This is a genomic window from Thiolapillus sp. (assembly GCF_048562965.1).
Lineage (GTDB): Bacteria > Pseudomonadota > Gammaproteobacteria > Chromatiales > Chromatiaceae > Thiolapillus > Thiolapillus brandeum_A.
In genome coordinates this window covers 1-1,727 of record NZ_JBHNMF010000646.1, presented here as the reverse complement: position 1 = coordinate 1,727, position 1,727 = coordinate 1, and the positions used below count along the sequence as shown (strand labels likewise).

4 protein-coding genes are annotated in these 1,727 nt (G+C 53.4%); all 4 read right to left on the bottom strand.

What is annotated here, in order from left to right:
* The coding region (locus ACOCD2_RS18775; protein ID WP_293653233.1) for a hypothetical protein at window positions 1–389 on the bottom strand (389 nt) is incomplete at its 3' end.
* Entirely contained in the window at window positions 371–679 is a 309-nt protein-coding gene (locus ACOCD2_RS18770) for a hypothetical protein (RefSeq protein WP_293649859.1), read from the bottom strand. The genes ACOCD2_RS18770 and ACOCD2_RS18775, both read right to left, overlap by 19 nt.
* Window positions 676–1,065, bottom strand: coding sequence for a hypothetical protein (locus ACOCD2_RS18765; protein ID WP_293649860.1), 390 nt, complete (start codon window positions 1,063–1,065; stop codon window positions 676–678). Before ACOCD2_RS18765 ends, ACOCD2_RS18770 begins: the two co-directional genes overlap by 4 nt.
* Window positions 1,066–1,176: 111 nt before the next feature.
* The coding region (locus tag ACOCD2_RS18760; protein ID WP_419625893.1) for a hypothetical protein at window positions 1,177–1,727 on the bottom strand (551 nt) is incomplete at its 5' end.

Below are 1,727 nucleotides of genomic sequence, written 5' to 3'. Positions count from 1 at the left end.
TTTTTTATCAGCGTGATCTCTTCATGGATCTGCAATTTATCGCCAGCCTGGAAGTCCCCCAGGGAGCCTGCAATGGCCGCTCTAATCTCCTTTCGGCGCAATGTCGTTTTCTCATCATTTGCGCTCGGGTCATACCCCTCGTTTCGCATTCTCTTCTCAATCAACCGCGATGCATCGATCTTGGGCAACAATGTGTAAGATACATCAATGACATACCGTTTGGCTGTTTCTATTTCTTTGATAATACGAAAATCCTGTATGTCCATCCATGCCGGAGAGGCATGATGGGACAACACCATTTCCGCAATCTGGTGCTTGTTGGGCCAAATAGAGCACCCAACAAGCAAGGCCGCCATCAGGGCGCCTACTACTACCGCCTCTCTCCACATGCCTCTTTTCCTCTACCAAACCAGCCCATGATCCTGCTGTGCAGGAACATGGATAACAGCACCCCCGTTACACCACCTATAGTGAGTGCAACGATCTCGGAGGGCGAGGTGCTGCTGGCAACCCCCCGGATGACTAGCACTTGCGACAAGGTGATACCCGCAGAGGTGAGTGCCGCCCATAGATATTTCTTATGGATAACATTCTGTTGCTGAAATACCAGCAGAAATACTGTGGCAAAGGAGGAAAAGCCCAATACCAACAGATCCCCAATCACGGTGTTCTCCATCATTTCCTTCTGCGGAGATTGGCCCTGGTTATTTCCCATATGCGAGAGCAGCTGAAGACCATTCGTGACGAGGCCTGCCCCTCTGGCCGGTGGGCGCTGATGTGGATTCCGCTTTCCCGTAAATCACGGGCGGCCTCCTCGACCGTCCGCCCCCTGGCGAGCTGAAGAATAATAACCCGCTCCCCGGGGTTGCGGGAAAGTACCAGCCGAGGTTGCTGCCGCATTTCTTCTGCCCAGTGCCGCTGTAATGCGGTTTCACGGGAAAAAACCGGGTTGGCGTCCACCTGCAGGTAGAACCCTGCGGGTCTCACCCACATGTGCAGCAGTATACTGATGGGCGATGCCAGCAACCCCTTTTTAGGGATATCGCAAGCCCATATTCGCAACATACTGTGACTTCAATCTTGAAGATATCCTTGTCCTTCGTTGGCTCCTGTTTGGTTCCTGCTGTCTTTACTGATGATGTAAACACGGATTACCCTCTTTTCTTGCTGTCATATTCATAGGCGGCAAAGCCGCCGTTTCTGTGTTGCCCGGACGGGGGTTCGCGGGTGCGCGCCTTTGGGCGCCTGCTTCTTTGCGCTTACGCCCAACACCCCCTTGCAGGGTTCTCCCTTTTGGCGACAGGTCTTCTTGTATTTCCCCAGCCCTTTTTCCTCTGCCTCTGTGGCATTCGGCGCATTGACAACATAGGCGGCAAGTTCTTTGACATCTCCCTGCGCTCCTTGGGTTGTTATGCGTACACAATATTCTTGTGATGCCGCCGCCGCTGCTTTTTGATGTTGTCTGCGAAGTATCCCCTCCGCCGCCTTGTACATGATATCTTCAGCCGATTCGTGACCCAAGTTCATTGCCAGGTGGCGCACCCGATAATAAGCACGCTTGGCGTAATCAAATATCCGCTCTACGGCCCCTCTGGGGCGAGATTTTTTCTCCATGTAATACTGGAACCCCCATACCTGTGCCTGGCGATTGTTCCAGTCGAAAGAATCCACAACAGCGGCGCGCCCGTTGGCCCGCATCCACTGTTCTACCTCTTTGCGCAGGGGGG

Excerpts from the sequence above, each read along its gene's own strand:
- ACOCD2_RS18770 (WP_293649859.1), bottom strand. The coding sequence starts at position 679 with ATGATGGAGAACACCGTGATTGGGGATCTGTTGGTATTGGGCTTTTCC.
- ACOCD2_RS18765 (WP_293649860.1), bottom strand. The coding sequence starts at position 1,065 with ATGTTGCGAATATGGGCTTGCGATATCCCTAAAAAGGGGTTGCTGGCA.